This window comes from Pelagibius marinus, from assembly GCF_014925385.1.
GTDB classification, from domain to species: domain Bacteria; phylum Pseudomonadota; class Alphaproteobacteria; order Kiloniellales; family Kiloniellaceae; genus Pelagibius; species Pelagibius marinus.
In genome coordinates this window covers 1-16018 of record NZ_JACSDK010000003.1, presented here as the reverse complement: position 1 = coordinate 16018, position 16018 = coordinate 1, and the positions used below count along the sequence as shown (strand labels likewise).

The window sequence follows — 16018 nt, the reverse complement described above, 5'->3', positions numbered from 1 at the left end:
CGCCACTATAGCCGAAGCAGGCGCAGTCCAAGGAACAGCGCTCGAGAGGAGGATCGTCATGACCGGCAGTGAACCCAAGGCGATGGAGGACCTGGAAGCCCAGATCGCCTACACCGAAAAGATGCTGAACGACCTCAGCGATGTGGTGGTCTCCCAGGGCCAGGAGATCGACCGGCTGAAGGCCGAAATCGAGATCCTGGGACGCCAGATACTGCAGCTCACCGAAGGCGAGGCCGGTTCACATTAAGGCCGTGCCATGAACGGGCGAAGCCGGGATCACGGGCAAAGCCACGGCGCGCCGGCGCCGCCGGGCCTGCTGCTGACCGACCTCTACCAGCTCAACATGATGCAGGCCTACGAAGAGGCCGGCATGACGGAGATCGCCGTCTTCGAACTCTTCGTGCGCAGGCTGCCCGAGACCCGCAACTTCCTGGTGGCGGCCGGTCTGGCGCAGGTCGTGGACTTCCTGGAGAGCGCCGCCTTCGACCCTGAGGAAATCGCCTGGCTGGAAGATCAGCAGCGTTTCTCGCCGGCGTTCCTCGAGCGCCTGCAGCACTTCCGCTTCACCGGAGATGTCGATGCCGTGGCCGAGGGCGAGATCGTCTTTCCCGACGAACCGCTGCTGCGCGTCATCGCGCCGCTGCCCGAAGCGCAGCTGCTCGAGACCCGCATCATGAACCTGTTGCACTTCGAGACGGTGATCGCCAGCAAGGCGGCGCGCCTGCGCCTGGCCGCAGGCGACAAGACCCTCGTCGACTTCGGCCTGCGCCGCGCCCACGGCGCCGAGGCCGGCCTGCTGGCCGCGCGCGCCAGCTACCTGGCCGGCTTCGACGCCACGGCGACGGTGGAGGCCGGGCGGCGCTTCGGCATCCCGATCAGCGGCACCATGGCGCACTCCTTCGTGCAGGCGCACGACGACGAGGTGGAGTCCTTCCGCCACTTCGCGCACTCACGCCCCGACAGCGTGATCCTGCTGATCGACACCTACGACACCGAGGCGGCGGCGCGGAAGGTCGTGGCCCTGGCCCCGGAGCTGACCGCCGAAGGCATCACCCTGCGCGGCGTGCGCCTGGACAGCGGCGACCTGGGCGCCCACGCGGTGAAGGTGCGCCGGATCCTCGACGGCGGCGGGCTGACCGCCGTGCAGATCTTCGCCAGCGGCGGCCTCGACGAATGGACGCTGGCCGAGCTGAGAGACAAGGGAGCGCCGATCGACGGCTACGGCATCGGCACCGGCCTCACCACCTCGCAGGACGCCCCGGCATTGGACTGCGCCTACAAGCTTCAGGAATACGCCGGCAAGCCCAAGCGCAAGCTTTCCGAGGGCAAGGCCACCTGGCCGGGGCGCAAGCAGGTCTACCGCCGCAGCGACGGCGAAGGCCGGCCGCGCGAAGACCTGCTGACCCTGGTCGACGACCGGCAGGAGGGGACGCCGCTGCTGCAGCCGGTGATGCGCGGTGGCCGCCGCATCGCCGCCCTGCCCACGTTGGAAAACATCCGCGCCGCCACCCTGGCGCGGCTGGAGAAGCTGCCGCCCGCCCTGAAAGGCCTGGAGCCGGCCCGGCCCTATCCGGTCACGGTCTCAGCGCCGCTGAAGCGCCTGGCAGAGGAGGCTACGCCCCCTGCACCTGCTTGATGCAGGTCATGGAGGCGCCGCCACCGCGACTCCTAGAGTGGTAGAGTTCTGAGGATTCCTTTTGCGACCGGGAGGCTGTTGCCATGTTCAAGCATATTCTCGTGCCCGTCGACGGGTCGGAGCATGCCGGGCGGGCCGTCGATATCGCCGGCGACCTGGCGCAGCGCTATGGCGCCAAGGTGACCCTGCTGCACGTGCTGACCCAGGCCGGCGGCTACCAGGTGCCCAGCGAACTGCTGGCCTTCGAAAAGATCGAACACCTGCGTATCACCGAGCACGACCTCATCGAAGGCGCCGGGCAGGAGATCCTCACCAAGGCGGAGCAGCGTGCCCGCAACCACGGCGCGGCGGACTGCGCGACGCTGCTGGAGAGCGGTGATCCCGCCGGTCACGTCGTCCAAACCGCCAATGGCCAGAACGTCGACCTGATCGTCATGGGAAGGCGCGGCCTTGGCGACCTGGGCGGCCTGCTGCTGGGCAGCGTCAGCCACAAGGTCTCGCAGGCCGTCGACTGCTGCTGCCTGACGGTGAAATAGGCACCAGGGCGTCTCAGTCCCGCAGCACCTTGATGTTGAGCAGCGCCTGGCGGCGCTCCTCGCGCACCACTTTCAGCGCCTCTTCCAGCACGCCCGGCAGTTCTTCGGCCGAAGTGACGCTGCGCGCCCAGGCGCGGCTGGCCGCCGCGGTTTGCGTGAAGTCCGGCGAGGGCTGCAGCGCGGTCAGCGGCATGGCGTTGGCCTTGGCGGCATAGCCCTCCGGATAAAGCCCCTTCACCGAGGCGCGCACCGCGCCCCATTCCTCGTTGTTCAGCACGATGACCAGTACCGGCAGTTCCAGGGCCTCGGCGATCTGGTGGCAGACGGTGGGGTTGGCGAACATGTAGGAGCCGTCGCCCAGGGTCGCGACGCAGACCCGGTCCGGCTCGGCGAGCTGCGCGCCCAGCGCCGCCGGGAAGCTCCAGCCCAGGCCGCCGGAGTGCGGCTCCTGGAACCAGCTCTTGTGATCCTCGCGCTTCAAAACGCCGAGGATGGTGCCGAGCTCGGAGAAGACGCTGGACTTCAGGCCGCTGAGCGCCTCGCCCAGCAGGCCGCTGACCAGGGCCTTGGTGATGCCGCGCTCCTGGCCCGCGCGCGCCGCCGCGCGCTGCTTCTCACGCCGTTCCCGCGACGCCGCCGCCAGCTTCTTCCGGCGCGCGGCCAAGGCATTCTCGTCGCGCGGCAGTCCGGCCATGGCGTCGACCAGCGCAGGAATCGTCAGGTGGTTCTCGCCGGAGACGGAAAGGTCGGAACGGAAGTTGCGCACCGGGAAGCGGCTGAAGAGTGGGTCAGGGCCGATATGGATGACCTTGGCGCCGTCGGCCAGGTGGTGCTTGTCGGGCCACCAGGGCGCCAGGCAGTCCAGCACCACCACCACGTCGGCCTCGGCCAGCCAGGGGCCGGGGTCGGCGCCGACGTGGCAGGGGTGTTCGGTGGAGATCGCCAGGTGGGTCGCCCACCAGGAACAGACGGCGATGCCCCAGTGTCTCGCCCAGTCGGCGAAGAGAGCGAAGTTCTCGGCGTCGCCGACACCGCGCTGGGCGATGACCAACGGCGCCTTGGCCTTGGCCAGCAGTTCCGCCGCCGCCTGAATGGACGCCGGGTCGGGAGCGCCGGTCGCCGGCGCCAGGCTCGGCGGGTCCTCCAGACCCGCGCGCGGCGTCTGTTCGCAGAGCGCCTCGCGCGGCAGGGAGAGATAGACCGGTCCCTTGGGCGTCGAGTTGGCGATGGCATGGGCGCGGTCCAGCAGGCCCGCCACCTGCTCGGGGAACCTCAGCTCGTATTCCCACTTGCAGGACTCGCGGATCATCGCCGCCTGGTCGCGCATCTCCTGGCCCCAGGCGATGGGCACCGTGCGCGCGCCGAAGCGCCCCTCCTCCATGACCGGCGTGCGTCCGGACATGAGCAGCAAGGGGATGTGCTCGCAGGCCGCGTTGATGGCGCCGATGACGCCGTTGGCCAGGCCGACGTTGGTGTGCAGCATCACCGCCTGGGCGCGCCCGGTCATCAGATAATAGCCGTGCGCCATGCCCATGGCGGCGTGTTCATGCGGGATCACCAGGGCGCGCGGCAGCCCGATGCCCTTGGCCTGGGCCTCGGCCAGCCCCTCGATCACCGGCGGGAAGTCGGTCCCCGAGTTGGCGAAGACGTAGTCCACGCCCAGCGCCTTCAGCCGTGTGAAGAGCGCGGCGCCGGCGCTGATGCCTTCCTGCTTGCTCATGGGCGCCGCCTCCTCGTCAGCCGCCCAGCAGATGTGGCAGCCAGAGGGTGATGGCCGGAAACGCCAGCAGGATCAAGACCCGCACCATCTCGGCGCCGAAGAAAGGCGCCACGCCCTTGAAGGTCTGGATCATCGGGATATCCTTGGCCAGAGCTGAGATCACAAAGACATTGAGCCCCACGGGGGGCGTGATCAAACCCAGTTCCACGACAACGAGCGAGAGGATGCCGAACCAGACCTTCAGGTCCTCGGTGCTCATGCCGTAGCCGGCGCCCTCGGCTCCCTGGTAGAGGCCGCCGTTGATCTCCACCAGCACCGGCCAGAAGAAGGGAATGACCAGCAGGATCATCGACAGGCTGTCCATGAGACAGCCGAGCACGATGAGGCCCAGCAGCAGCAGCACCATGACCAGCATGGGGTCCATGCCGGACTGGCCGATCCACTCGGCGGTGGCCTGGGGCACCCCGGCGCGCGACATGAAGATCTTCAGCATCTCCGCGCCCAGCAGGATCAGATAGATCATGCCGGTGGTCCTGGCGGTCTCCAGCAGCGAGTCCTTCAATTCCGCCCAGCGCAGCCCGCGGTGGACCGCGCCGTAGGCCCAGACCAGGAAGACGCCCACCGCCGCCGCCGGTGTCGGATTGAAGAAGCCGGCGTAGATGCCGCCGATCACCAGCAGGAAGATCACCAGCACCGGGATCATGTTGATCGTGGCGTCGACGAACTCCGTCTGGCCGACGCGGTCGCCGCGCGGCCCGGCGTCAGGAACGATCGCGACATAGAGGGCGATGGTCAGCAGGAAAAGACAGACGGCCATGATGCCGGGCAGCAGCGCCGCCATGAACATGGTGACGATGTTGGCCTCGACGATGATGGCGTAGATGATCAGCACCACCGAAGGCGGGATGAGGATGCCCAGAACGCCGCCGGCGGCCAGGGTGCCGGTGGCCAGCGATCCGGAGTAGTTGTAGCGCCTGAGCTCCGGCAGGGCGACCTTGCCCATGGTGGAGGCCGTCGCCAGGGAGGAGCCGCAGACCGCGCCGAAGGTGGCGCAGGCGGCAATCGCCGCCATGGCGGTGCCGCCGCGCAGCCAGCCGAACCAGGCATTGGCTGCCCGGAACATGTCCTGGGAGAGGCCCGCGCGGGTCGCCAGCGCGCCCATCAGCACGAACATCGGCACGACGGAAAGGTCGAAGATGGAGAACTGCCCGTAGGCCAGCGTCTTCAGCTGGCTCATGAAGATCGCGGCGCCGCTCAGCAGCGTCACCCCGATGCCCCCGACAAGGATCATGGCATAGGCGATCGGCATGCGGATGACGATGAGGAAAATGAGGACGGCCAGGCCGGCCACGCCGATCAGAAGGGGGTCCGTCATGAACTACGCTTTCGCCGATTATGCTTCTGCAGAGGTCTGCGGGACACTGGGATGGGCGATCTGCCGCGCGGCCTCGCCCAGGGTGATGAGGGCGGCAACGGCCAGGAGGGCAAGCGAGATGAGGATCGGAATGAAGCCGATCCACTGCGGAAACTGCAGGATCGTCGTGGTGTAGCCGTAGGCCTTCTGGTCCAGCAGGCCGAAGTACATGCGCCACAGCAGCAGCAGGCTGAAGCCCAGGGCCACCAGCGAGGCCAGCAGGGCGAAGATGCCGGTCCAGCGTGGCGAAGCCTTGGAAGTGAAGATGTCGGCCGTCACGTTGGCGCCGGTCAACTGGCAGTAGGGCAGGAAGGAGAAGGCCGCAACGGCGACGCCGACCTCGGTCATCTCGAAGTCACCGGGGAAGGGCTCCCACACGATACCGCCGATCACCGAGAGCACGTTGATCAGGACCACGGCGGCCAGCACCAGGCCGCCGAGCAGCGCCCAGCCGGTAATGGCGGCGCGGGCGAGGCCCGAAAGCCCCGCCCGCTGCTCTTGGCCCGAAGCCGTCATCAGTTGCCGCCGCCGTTCTTGGCGATCAGGTCACGCGCTTGTTCGACCAGGCGGGCGCCGCCGATGCCCTGCGGCGAGACTTCCTTGATCCAGCGCTGCACCACCGGCTCCAGCTTCTCGCGGAAAGCCTCGGTCTGCTCCTTGGTCAGGACGATGTGCTCGTTGCCCGCGTCGGTGGCGACCTTGATGCCGAAGTCGTCGGAAGCGCGCCAGATCTCGCCGACCTTGCCCCACCAGTCGCGGCCCGAGGCGTCGCGGAAGGCCTTCTGGATATCCGCGGGCAGGCCGTCCCAGCGCGCCTTGTTCATGGACACCTGGAAGGTCGTGGTGCCGAAGCGGGTCTCGTTGAAGCCCTCGATCTGGTACTTGGTCTGCTCCTGGATCTTCAGCGGCGGGATGATCTCCCAGGGGATCAGCGCGCCGTCGACGACGCCCTTCTGCAGGGCCTGCGGCAGTTCAGGCACCGGCATGGCCGTCGGCGCCGCGCCCAGGGCCTCGATAACCCAGGCACCGGTGCGTGTCGGGATGCGCAGCTTCAGGCCTTCGACATCGGCCGGCGTGTGGACCGGCTTGTCGCGCATGTGGAAGGCCTGCCCGGCATGAACATGCAGGAACATGACCTCCAGGCCCTTGTACTCCTGCTTCAGGTCGCTCTCGAACATGTCGTACATGGCCAGGTTCGTGGCCTTGATATTGTTCACGTAAACGAAAGGCAGTTCGAAGACCTCGGTGCGCGGGAAGAGGCCCGGGGTGTAGCCGTTGACCGCCCAGATCAGGTCGACCACGCCGTCACGCGCCTGCTGGATCAGTTCCGGCGGGCGGCCGCCCAGCGTCATCGACGGGAAGATCTCGATCTTCACGCGGCCGCCGGAGTTTTCCTCCACCTGGCGGGCCCAGGGCTCCAGCATCTTCGTGTTGGCCGGCGACTTGGCGCCCAGAAAATGGTGAAACTTGAAGGTGTATTCCTGCGCCACGGCGCTGGAGCCGGCCGCGGCGGCCAGCACGGCGCCTAACGCGGCGGCCTTCAGAAGATGCAACGGTTTCATTGGGTTTCCTCCCTTTACGTTCTTTGTTTGGCTTATTTTACGGCCTGGGCGCTCTCGCCGCCCAATTTTTATTGTCGTCCAACTATTAGATTGCCGTCCTGGCCAGGGTCCGAACGGACGACACCTCAGATCGGATAGTGCAGCGGTCCGTCCTGGATGGTGATCCACCGGAGTTCGGTGAATTCGTCAATGCCGGCCTTGCCGCCGAAGCGGCCGTAGCCGGACTCCTTGACCCCGCCGAAGGGCATCTGCGCCTCGTCGTGGACCGTCGGCCCGTTGACGTGGCAGATGCCGGACTCGATGCGCCGGGCCACCGAAAGCGCCCGGTTCACATCTTGGCCGAAGACGGCGGCGGAGAGGCCATATTCGGTGTCATTAGCTACGCGCACAGCCTCGTCCAGGCTGCCGACGCGGATCACGCTGACCACCGGGCCGAAGCTTTCTTCGTTGTAGATGCGCATGGAGGGCGTTACCCGGTCCAGCAAGGTCGCCTGCATGATGGTACCCTCGGCCGCGCCGCCGGCGGCCAGCACCGCGCCCTTGTCGACCGCGTCGGCGACCAGGCCCTCGATGCGCTGGGTCGCGCGCCGGTCGACCACGGAGCCCAGCGGCGTCTTGCCCTTGCGCGGGTCACCGGCCTTCAGGGTCTTCACCTTGGCGGTCATCTTCTCGACGAAGGCGTCGGCGACCTTTTCGTCGACCACCAGGCGCTCGGTCGACATGCAGATCTGGCCCTGATTCATGTAGGCCCCGAAGGCTGCCGCGGCGACTGCCGCGTCCAGGTCGGCGTCGTCCAACACCACCATGGGCGCCTTGCCGCCCAGTTCCAGCAGCACCGGCTTCAGGTAGCGCCCCGCCGTCTCGGCAATGACGCGACCGACGCGGGTCGAGCCGGTGAAGTTGATGCGGCGCACCGCCGGGTGGGCGATCAGCGCCTCGACGATCTCCGGCGCGTCGTCGGGGGCGTTGGAGATGGCGTTGAGCACGCCGGTAGGCAAGCCCGCCGCCTGCACCGCTTCCAGGATCAGGCGGTGGGTGTGCGGACAGATCTCCGAAGTCTTCATGACCACCGTATTGCCGCAGGCCAGCGGCGTGGCGATGGAACGCACGCCGAGAATGATGGGCGCGTTCCAGGGCGCCATGGAGAGTACCACGCCGACCGGCTGACGCACCGCCATGGCCAGGCTGCCCGGGCGGTTGGAGGGAATGATCTCGCCGTTGATCTGCGTGGTCAGCGCCGAGGCCTCCAGCAGCATGTCGGCGGCCAGGCCGATGTTGAACATGGCCCAGCCCTCGGTGGCGCCGATCTCCTCGGCCATGGCCGCGACGATGTCCTTGGAGCGGTCGCGCAGCGCCTCGGCCGCGGCGATCAGCAGCTTGCGGCGCTGGCCCGGCGCGGTCTCGGCCCATTCCGGGAAGGCCTTGGCCGCGGCGTCGGCCGCCTTGCGGGCGTCCTCGACGCTGGCCGCCGCCGCCGTGGTGGCGACGTCGCCGGTTATGGGGTTGACCCGCTCGAAAGTCGCATCGCCGGTCGCCCCGACGCTTTCACCATCGATCAGAAGTCCTACGAGATCCATCTTGTCACTTCTCCGCTAGAGGGGATGCCTTTCCGGGGCGGCGACGCCCAGGAAGGCACGTTGCACGGTTTCGTCCTTCTGAAGCTTCGCCGCCGAGTCCTCGCCGACGATGCGGCCGGCCTCCATGAGGTAGCCCCGCTCCGCCAGGCGAGGCTGGCCTTCACATTCTGCTCGACCAGCAGCAGGCCGGCGCCGGTCTCGCGCATCTTGGCCAGGGCGTCGAAGAGTTCGCCCAGCGTGATCGGCGCCAGGCCCAGGCTGGGCTCGTCGAGCAGCAGCATGTCGGGCTGGGACATCAGCGCCCGGCCGATGGCGACCATCTGCTGCTCGCCGCCGGACATGGTGGCGACGTGCCGGCACCGGCGGCGTTCGGGCCGGTCTTGGAGACGGCGCCGCCGATCTGGACGGACTCCGCCCGGGCGCCGGCGGGCAGTCCCAGCGACAGTGCGGCGGCGGTATGGCCCGCCGTCAGGCCGAAGAGGCGCAGTACGCCCCTGCGTTGCGTCGTGAACATCCATTTCCTCCCGGTCGTGGCCGTTGCCGCCGACGATCGGAGACACGGACCCTTCTTGTCGGCCCGCCTGCAGGCGGGACCGCTTTCCGGAGCCTAGGGAGGGAACGCCCTGGCGAGAATAGACAATTTACAGGGAAAATTGTACATTTGACGTAAGCCTGCGGCCCTTCAGGGCTGTCTCCAGTAACGGGAAAGCGGCCCGGAAGATGCCGATGTCCACCCTCCAAAGCCGGGAAACCGGCGGCAAACCCGCGGAGACCCCGGGCGCCCCCCCCAACGAAGCCCCCAGAGACGGCCCGAGGGAGTCCACCCCGGAGCACATCCAGGCGCGCACCATCAAGAGCGCGCTGACGCGCGGCGAATACGTGCTGCGCGGCGGGCGCTCGCACCTCTTCCTGCTGCAGGTCGGCGCCGGGCTGCTGACCTCGGAGGACGGCGAGAATGCCCTCGAAGGCCCCGGCTTCTGCTGGCTGCCTCACGGCAAGTCGCGCAGCCTGCGCCTGGAGGCCGGCACCCGCGGCCTGGTCTTGAGCATTCCCGACGCCCGGCTCGGCTCCTCGATCCCCGCGGGCTCGCTGGGCAGCCACATCCGAGAGGTCATCGGCTTCCCGGCCATCGTGCGCAACCCGGAGCCGGCGAGCCTCGCCAAGCTGGCCGAGATGATCGCCACCATCGAGCAGGAGCTGTTCGAGAACGGCCCCGCCGCCCAAACCGTGGTGCAGTACCGCGTCTCGCTGCTGCTGATCGAGTTCTGGCGGCTGTCGCGCCCGGAGATCTCCAGCCCCAGGGCCCTGCCCCGCAACATCGTCCACAACTTCATGTCGCTGGTCGACCTGCACCTGCGCGACCACTGGACGGTGCAGCAGTACGCCGGCCAGATGGGCGTCTCCAAGGACCGCCTCAACACAGCGGTGCAGCGCGCCACCGGGCGCACGCCGCTGGCCCACATCCACCGGCGCCAGATGGCCGAGGCGAAGACGCTGCTCACCGGCTCCAGCCTGCAGGTCGCCGAGGTGGCCTACATGCTGGGCTTCAAGGACGCCGCCTACTTCAACCGCTTCTTCCAGCGCCATGCCGGCCTGCCGCCCGGCAAGTTCCGTCACAGCGTCTCGCAGCAGAAGACCGAGACCGACACATCCTTCGCCGCCTGGCCGTGACCGGCCACCGCCACCTGCCCTGGCTGCTGTGCCTGCTGCTGGGCGGCTGCGTCAGCACAGAGAGCTGGGAGGCGACACGCCTGCTGCAGGACATCGACGCCGCAGGCGGACCTTCCACGCTGAAAGAAGTCACACCGGCGCCGCGGCGCTCCACCCTGCACTATGCCGTGGCCGGCCGCCCCGGACTTGCCGACCTCTACGAGCCGGGTCAAACACGGGGTGGCGCGCTGGTGCTGGTCCCGGGCTTCACCGAGGCGGGAAAGAACGACAGCCGCGTGGTGGAACTGGCGCGCTCCCTCGCCCGCGCGCGCTTCACCGTGCTGGTGCCGGAGGTGCCGGGCTCGCGCGAACTGCGCGTGCGTCTGGAAGACAAGCAGACCATCGCCGATGCCCTGCGCTTCCTGAAGGAACAGCGCCCGGAGCTCACACGCCGCGGCGTCGGCGTGGTCGCCATCTCCTACGCCGCCGGGCTCGCCATGCTCGCCACCCTGGAACTGAACGCGGCCGCGCGCCCCGACTTCCTGGTCGGCCTCGGCGGCTACCACGACACGACCGCCGTGGTCACCTTCGCCACCACCGGGCGCTACCGCGCACCGGGCGAACGCAAATGGCAGCGCGGCCATCCTTTGAAATCAGCCAAGTGGATTTTCCTGGCCGGCAACGCGGCGGTGCTGAGCGATGCGGAAGACCGCCGCCGGCTTGAAGCCCTCGGCCGCGAATGTTTCCACGGCTGCGACCCGGACGTGGCCGCGCTGGCGCGGGACCTGGGGGCCGAGGGCCGTGCGCTGCTGGCGCTCATCACAAATGACGATCCTGCACGCGTAACGGAGCTGCTGGAGGCGCTGCCGGAGAGCGTCGCCCTGCGCCTGCGCGGCCTCTCCCTGAAAGGCCGCGACCTCGCGCCCCTGGCCGGGCGCCTGATCCTGATCCACGGCCGCCTCGACCCGCTGATCCCCTACAGCGAAAGCCAGGCCCTCGCCCGGGCGGTGCCGGGAACGGAGCTCTTCCTCATCGACGGCTTTTCCCACATCACGCCGCGCGGCGTCGGCTGGGCCGGGCAATTGCAGTTGGTCAGCGCCATCAAGGCCCTCCTGCAACGCCGCCGAGAACTGCCTTGATCTCGACGCCTCCCCTGCCTAGGTGAGAAAGCAAGCCGCTGTTTCCCACTCGAACCCGAGAAAGGACACAATGAGCGAGCCAATCAACTACGACGAGGCCCTGCTGAACCCGGCCGCCGTTTTCGAGACGCCGGAAGCGGTCCTGACCCAGAAGGGGCTCAGCAAGGACCAGAAGATCGAGATCCTGCGCCGCTGGGAATACGATGCCAGCGAGGACGCCGTGGCCGAGGAAGAAGGCATGCAGGCCGAGCGCCCCTTGATGCTGCGCCGCGTTGCCCTGGCCCTGGAGGAACTCACCGGCGGCACCACGCCGCACAAAGCCCCGACCAAGCAGCACGGCAACTGACCGCCGCGATCCGGCAAGGTTTGCCCGGGAGTGCGAAGCCGATAGGCTAGGGTGATCGATTTCCGCCGCGAGTCCCCGCCGCCCATGACCCCAGAGGCCGACGCCGAAACCAGTCTCCTGCCGCGCCTCGGCCTCGCCGCGGGGCCGCTTGTTTTCGTGATCCTGCTGTTGTTGCCACCGCCGGCCGGACTCACGCCGGCGGCCTGGGCGGTGGCGGCCGCCGCGGCATTGATGGTGATCTGGTGGATCACCGAGGCCCTGCCGGTGGCGGTGACGGCCCTGGTGCCCATCGTCGCCTTTCCGCTGCTGGGCGTGGTGGACGTGAAGGAGGCAACCGCCCCCTACGCCCATCCGCTGATCTTCCTCTTCCTGGGCGGCTTCCTCATCGCCAAGGCGGTGGAGCGCTGGAACCTGCACCGGCGCCTCGCGCTTTCCCTGCTGACGGTCGTCGGGTCCTCGCCGGCGCGCCTGATCGGCGGCTTCATGGCAGCCACGGCGCTGCTCAGCATGTGGCTCAGCAACACCGCCACCACCATCATGATGGTGCCCATCGCGCTGGCCGTCGTCGCGCTGCTGGAGAACGGCGGCGACGGCGAAAGCAGCGGAGGCGCGACACCTGGCGCCTCCGACGGCTTCGGCCTGGCGCTGCTGCTGGGCATCGCCTACGCCGCCAGCCTGGGCGGCCTCGGCACCCTGATCGGCACGCCGCCCAACGCGCTGCTGGCCGCCTTCCTGGCCGAACGCTACGAGATCACTATCGGCTTCGCGCAGTGGATGCTGCTGGGCGTGCCCCTGGCCGTGGCGCTGCTGTTCCTCACCTGGCTGCTGCTCACCCGCCTCGCCTTCCGCATCGACCGCCGCCCCATCGCCGGCGCCGCCGAAACCATCGCCGGGCAGCTTCGCGCGCTGGGCCCGCCGCGCCGCGAAGAACGGCTGGTCGCCCTGGTCTTTGTCGTCGTCGCCCTGCTGTGGATCACGCGACCGCTGCTGAACGACCTGCTGCCGGCGCTGCAGCTTTCCGACACCATCATCGCGCTGGCCGGCGGCATCGTCCTCTTCGTCATCCCCGCCGACTTGCGGCGCGGCGTCTTTCTGATGAACTGGCAAACCGCCAAGCAACTGCCCTGGGGCGTGCTGCTGCTCTTCGGCGGCGGCCTCAGCCTCGCCTCGGCCATCCAGGCCAGCGGCCTGGCGGCCTGGATCGGCGAGGTGCTGGCCGGCTGCAGCGGCTGGCCGGTGGTCGCGCTGATCCTGCTGATCACGGCGGTCGTGGTCTTCCTGACCGAGGTGACCAGCAACACCGCCACCGCCTCGGTCTTCATTCCCATCGCCGCGACGCTGGGCGCCTGCATCTCCGCCGACCCGATGATCTTCGCCGTGCCGGCGGCCCTGGCGGCAAGCTGCGCCTTCATGATGCCGGTGGCGACGCCGCCCAACGCCATTGTCTACGCCAGCGGCTACATCCGCATTCCGCAGATGGCCAAGGCCGGCTTCCTGCTGAACCTGCTTTGCATCCTGGTGATCACCGGCGCGGCCTACGCCGCCGTGGGATGGATTTTCGGGACGTTCCTGCCCGAATAGCGCTTACGGCCAGATGCCGCGCTTCAGGGTCGCCCGCGCGACCCGGCGCACGGCCACCACCAGGGCCGCGGTGCGCAGGTCCGGCCTGCGTTCGACCCGTGGGGTCTCGGCGGCCCCGCTTTCCGCCGCCGGCTCCTGGTGATTGTCCAGCGGCAGGGTCGCCCCGCCCTTGATCTCCTGCCAGCACTCCACCACCGCATCGACGCCGCGGCGCAGACGCTGGCGCAGGCGGCGGTTGACCTCCTCCAGGTCCCACTCTTCGTTCTCGATGTTCTGGACCCACTCGAAGTAGCTGACCGTGACGCCGCCGGCGTTCACCAGGATGTCCGGCAGCACGGTGATGCCGCGGGCGGAGAGAATGTCGTCGGCCGCCGGCGTGACCGGCGCATTGGCGGCTTCCACGATCAGCTTGGCCTGGACGGCGCCGGCGTTGTCGCTGTGGATCTGGTTACCCAGCGCCGCCGGGATGAGGATGTCGCAGTCGAGGGCCAGCAGGTCCTCGTTGGTGAGGGTGCGGCTCTCGGGCAGGCCGACCAGGGTGCCGTGCTCGCGCTTCTGCGCGGCCACGGCCTCCAGGTCGAGCCCCTCCTCCTCGAGGATCGCCCCCTGGGAATCGCCGAGCGCGATGATCTTGGCGCCGGCCGCGCGGAAGGCCTCGGCCGCGGCGACGCCGACCTGGCCGTAGCCCTGAATGGCGACGCGCGCGCCCTTCAGGCCGCCGAAGCCCGGCGGCGGCGCCAGTTCCAAAAAGCGCTCGGTCACCAGGAAGGCGCCGTAGCCCGTCGCCTCGCGCCGTCCCACCGAGCCGCCCAGGTCCAGCGGCTTGCCGGTCACCACCGGGCGGTTGTTACCGCCCGCGTGCAGAATGTCGTAGGTGTCGTAGATCCACGCCATGGTCTGCTCGTTGGTGTAGAGATCCGGCGCCGGAATATCGATGTGCGGGCCGATGTTGTCGCCCAGCTCGGTGATGAAGCGGCGGGTGATGCGGCGCAGGTCGGTCTCGGTCAGATCCTTGGGGTCGCAGACCACGCCGCCCTTCGCGCCGCCGAAGGGCACCTTGACGATGGCGCACTTCCAGGTCATGAGCGCGGCCAGGGCGGCGACCTCGCGCCGGGTCAGCTCCGGGTGATAGCGGATACCGCCCTTGCCCGGCCCCAGGACGCGGCTGTGCAGCACACGGTAGCCGTGGAAGGTGCGCACCGAGCCATCTTCCATCTCCACCGGAAAGCAGACCGAGATGGTGCGCTTCGGCACCTCGAAGAACTCGATGAGGCCGCGCTTGAAGCCTTCCAGATGGGCGCGCGCGCGATTGAACTGCTCGCGCGTGATGTGCAGCGGATCCAGTTCCTCCGGCAGGCCGGAGGCGGCGCCGGTTTCGGCATCATTCATTCCGGCAAGCTCACTTGCTCTTCCCGCCCTTCGCCTTCTCGCCGGCCTCGCGCACACCTTCGTCCAGGGCCTCGAGTTCCGAGACGCCCGCGTCGGTCTCCATATCGCCCAGCCGCGTGGCTTCCTTCATGTAGTCGACCAGGGCGCGCTGCATGAACTCGCTCTGCAGCTGCAGCAGCTCCACCGGGGACTTGCAGGCGCAGATCTTCCCGATGAGGTCCATGTCCTGCTGCCAGCGCCGGGTCACGAAACCAGCCGACTCGCCGGCCAGCTTGGCCCAGGATTCCAGCCAGATCTCCGCGGCCTTGGCGTTGGCCTCCACCAGGCTCTCGAATCCCTGGGTGGGGAGACCCCCCGCTGCCGGGGCGCCGGTCGCACCCTGCTTTTTCGGTTTTGAGGGCATCGCATCACTCCCATTTTCAGAGTCCGCCCCGATAGGCTAACCAATGCCCCTTTGCAGCGGCAAGGTCATTGACCTGCCTCAAGCCCGAAAAGTGCCGGACAGGGAAGGATCAGGAAAGGATCAGGGGGTGCGATGGGAACTGCGGCCACGCCTGCCCGGCGCCTCAGACCTTGGCGATGGTCTTGATCTTGGCGCGCCGCTGGTTGGAGCGCGCGGCAATGTCGTTGTCCTGCTGCTGAATGGCGGTGCGCGCCAGGTCCAACAGGTCGTCGCCGAAGGACTGGTCGAGCTGCTCGTTGGACACACGCCTGTTGGACGTGATCGTCCCGTCTTCATAGGTCACGTTGAACATCGTAAATGCCGCGGTTTTACGATCGGCCTTCTTGCGAGCCATCGCTCAGTCTCCACGCTTGTGTTGAGGCAAGCCCCGGCCGGGGCGTAGTCGGAGCGCGCGGCGCGCCGAACGGCCGCTGGAGACCGTCACTCCGTGGCCGGCGACCCGGGGGCCTGGCCGTCGTCCTGTTCCGGCGTCTCTTGCTCCTGCGTCTTCTCTTCGCGTGCTTCGGTCTTCGCAGCGGCGCGCTTCGCCTTCTTCTCGGCCTTCAGCCGTTCACGCTCTCTTCGTTCAAAACTGTAGTTGGGCTTTCTCGCCATCAGTATCCTCGTTCTTGGGCTTTGCGGGCGGTCCGGCGGGGAGGCGGGCGCAGCCGCCTGGCCGGGCTCGGGGCACCGGCACTCGGTCTCTTCTGGTCGGATCCGCGTGGAAACCGTGCTCTCGGCCCCCTTCCGGGGACCCGGCGCACCCTAGAGCATTTGAGCCCGAATGAAACGCTCGAATGTCGTCTCGGTCCGGCCAGGCCGAAAACCCGCAGCGCCCCGCGGTTTCCGACCCCATAAAGCTCGCGGCGCCGCGATCTTTCCCGGCAGGGCGGTGTCATCTTGCTGTCGACCGGCACCCTCGAGACGAGAGCGCGGGCGAGACCGTACCGCAAAAGAAAGCGGGCGCCGGGTCGCCCCGGCGGCCCGCCCCCTTGGACCCCCCGGTCCCCGGGGGGAGGGGGGGCG

At 68.4% G+C, this 16018-nt stretch carries 18 protein-coding genes; 7 read left to right on the top strand and 11 right to left on the bottom strand.

Translation table 11 applies throughout. The features are described from left to right. Positions 1-58: 58 nt before the first annotated feature. The 3 genes from H7X47_RS05390 to H7X47_RS05380 all read left to right on the top strand — a co-directional run bounded on the left by H7X47_RS05390 (position 59) and on the right by H7X47_RS05380 (position 2172). Positions 59-247, top strand: a complete 189-nt coding sequence (locus H7X47_RS05390; protein WP_193367631.1) for a SlyX family protein — start codon at positions 59-61, stop codon at positions 245-247. A 9-nt stretch (positions 248-256) separates the two neighbouring features. Further along, a complete protein-coding gene (locus tag H7X47_RS05385; protein ID WP_193367630.1) occupies positions 257-1636 on the top strand; it encodes a nicotinate phosphoribosyltransferase in 1380 nt (459 codons plus the stop codon). 83 nt (positions 1637-1719) lie between these two features. Beyond that, a complete protein-coding gene (locus tag H7X47_RS05380) occupies positions 1720-2172 on the top strand; it encodes a universal stress protein (protein ID WP_193367629.1) in 453 nt (150 codons plus the stop codon). 13 nt (positions 2173-2185) lie between these two features. Here the strand turns inward: H7X47_RS05380 and H7X47_RS05375 are convergent, their stop codons facing one another. The 7 genes from H7X47_RS05375 to H7X47_RS25700 form a co-directional block, all read right to left on the bottom strand. Beyond that, positions 2186-3892, bottom strand: a complete 1707-nt coding sequence (locus H7X47_RS05375) for a thiamine pyrophosphate-requiring protein (protein ID WP_193367628.1) — start codon at positions 3890-3892, stop codon at positions 2186-2188. Between the two features lie 16 nt (positions 3893-3908). Further along, complete coding sequence (locus tag H7X47_RS05370; protein WP_193367627.1) at positions 3909-5267, bottom strand: TRAP transporter large permease; 1359 nt, start codon at positions 5265-5267, stop codon at positions 3909-3911. Between the two features lie 18 nt (positions 5268-5285). Next, positions 5286-5822 (bottom strand): TRAP transporter small permease, encoded by a 537-nt coding sequence (locus tag H7X47_RS05365; RefSeq protein ID WP_193367626.1) that lies wholly within the window; start codon positions 5820-5822, stop codon positions 5286-5288. Further along, positions 5822-6868, bottom strand: a complete 1047-nt coding sequence (locus tag H7X47_RS05360; protein ID WP_193367625.1) for a TRAP transporter substrate-binding protein — start codon at positions 6866-6868, stop codon at positions 5822-5824. The genes H7X47_RS05365 and H7X47_RS05360 overlap by 1 nt, the downstream gene beginning before the upstream one ends. A gap of 125 nt (positions 6869-6993) precedes the next feature. Then, positions 6994-8445 carry an aldehyde dehydrogenase gene (locus tag H7X47_RS05355; RefSeq protein WP_193367624.1) on the bottom strand — a complete coding sequence of 484 codons (1452 nt, stop codon included), beginning with the start codon at positions 8443-8445 and terminating at the stop codon, positions 6994-6996. After that, complete coding sequence (locus tag H7X47_RS26595; protein ID WP_264373074.1) at positions 8433-8765, bottom strand: ATP-binding cassette domain-containing protein; 333 nt, start codon at positions 8763-8765, stop codon at positions 8433-8435. The genes H7X47_RS05355 and H7X47_RS26595 overlap by 13 nt, the downstream gene beginning before the upstream one ends. Then, a complete protein-coding gene (locus H7X47_RS25700) occupies positions 8741-8959 on the bottom strand; it encodes a hypothetical protein (protein WP_227010234.1) in 219 nt (72 codons plus the stop codon). The genes H7X47_RS26595 and H7X47_RS25700 overlap by 25 nt, the downstream gene beginning before the upstream one ends. Positions 8960-9171: 212 nt before the next feature. Here H7X47_RS25700 and H7X47_RS05345 point away from each other — a divergent pair, with 212 nt between their 5' ends. The 4 genes from H7X47_RS05345 to H7X47_RS05330 all read left to right on the top strand — a co-directional run bounded on the left by H7X47_RS05345 (position 9172) and on the right by H7X47_RS05330 (position 13161). Beyond that, entirely contained in the window at positions 9172-10116 is a 945-nt protein-coding gene (locus H7X47_RS05345) for a helix-turn-helix domain-containing protein (protein WP_193367623.1), read from the top strand. Continuing rightward, positions 10113-11234, top strand: a complete 1122-nt coding sequence (locus H7X47_RS05340) for an alpha/beta fold hydrolase (protein WP_227010233.1) — start codon at positions 10113-10115, stop codon at positions 11232-11234. The genes H7X47_RS05345 and H7X47_RS05340 overlap by 4 nt, the downstream gene beginning before the upstream one ends. A 70-nt stretch (positions 11235-11304) precedes the next feature. Next, positions 11305-11580: a hypothetical protein gene (locus H7X47_RS05335; protein ID WP_193367622.1), complete on the top strand. Its 276-nt coding sequence runs from the start codon at positions 11305-11307 to the stop codon at positions 11578-11580. Positions 11581-11664: 84 nt separating this feature from the next. Then, positions 11665-13161 carry an SLC13 family permease gene (locus H7X47_RS05330; RefSeq protein ID WP_193367621.1) on the top strand — a complete coding sequence of 499 codons (1497 nt, stop codon included), beginning with the start codon at positions 11665-11667 and terminating at the stop codon, positions 13159-13161. A 3-nt stretch (positions 13162-13164) separates the two neighbouring features. Here H7X47_RS05330 and H7X47_RS05325 read toward each other — a convergent pair whose 3' ends face one another. The 4 genes from H7X47_RS05325 to H7X47_RS05310 all read right to left on the bottom strand — a co-directional run bounded on the left by H7X47_RS05325 (position 13165) and on the right by H7X47_RS05310 (position 15607). After that, positions 13165-14550, bottom strand: a complete 1386-nt coding sequence (locus tag H7X47_RS05325; protein WP_193367620.1) for a Glu/Leu/Phe/Val family dehydrogenase — start codon at positions 14548-14550, stop codon at positions 13165-13167. A 10-nt stretch (positions 14551-14560) separates the two neighbouring features. Next, positions 14561-14953, bottom strand: coding sequence for a phasin family protein (locus tag H7X47_RS05320; protein WP_193367619.1), 393 nt, complete (start codon positions 14951-14953; stop codon positions 14561-14563). A gap of 163 nt (positions 14954-15116) precedes the next feature. Continuing rightward, positions 15117-15347, bottom strand: a complete 231-nt coding sequence (locus H7X47_RS05315; protein ID WP_193367618.1) for a hypothetical protein — start codon at positions 15345-15347, stop codon at positions 15117-15119. 86 nt (positions 15348-15433) lie between these two features. Continuing rightward, entirely contained in the window at positions 15434-15607 is a 174-nt protein-coding gene (locus H7X47_RS05310) for a hypothetical protein (RefSeq protein ID WP_193368029.1), read from the bottom strand. Between the last annotated feature and the right edge of the window lie 411 nt (positions 15608-16018).